Source organism: Thioalkalivibrio halophilus (assembly GCF_001995255.1).
Taxonomy (GTDB): Bacteria; Pseudomonadota; Gammaproteobacteria; order Ectothiorhodospirales; family Ectothiorhodospiraceae; genus Thioalkalivibrio; species Thioalkalivibrio halophilus.
The window spans coordinates 872-1,154 of sequence record NZ_MUZR01000069.1 but is presented as its reverse complement, the minus strand read 5'-3'; the positions used below and the strand labels follow the sequence as shown (position 1 = coordinate 1,154).

At 63.3% G+C, this 283-nt stretch carries 1 pseudogene; it reads right to left on the bottom strand.

What is annotated here, in order from left to right:
- Positions 1 to 8: 8 nt before the first annotated feature.
- Positions 9 to 209 (bottom strand): annotated as a pseudogene (locus tag B1A74_RS13300) (IS3 family transposase); the annotation flags it as partial.
- Between the last annotated feature and the right edge of the window lie 74 nt (positions 210 to 283).

The following is a 283-nucleotide window of genomic DNA, read 5'->3' as shown; positions in this document are numbered from 1 at the left end:
TGTGGTGGTCAAGTGATTTCGGACACCGCGTTAGGTGGATTGGCTGCCGTTGGTTGCTCGTAGACGCTGGGAGGCAGGTAGCCCAGCGTCGAGTGGATGCGAACGGTGTTGTAGAACCGAGCGATGTAGTCCGCGATATCCCGCCGCGCCTCGCCGTGGTTCGCGTAGCGGCGCTGCCAGACGCGTTCCGTCTTGAGGCTCAGGAAGAAGCGCTCGACGACGGCATTGTCCCAGCAGTTACCCCGGCGACTCATGCTCGCCTGGATCTGGTGCCGGGCCAGCA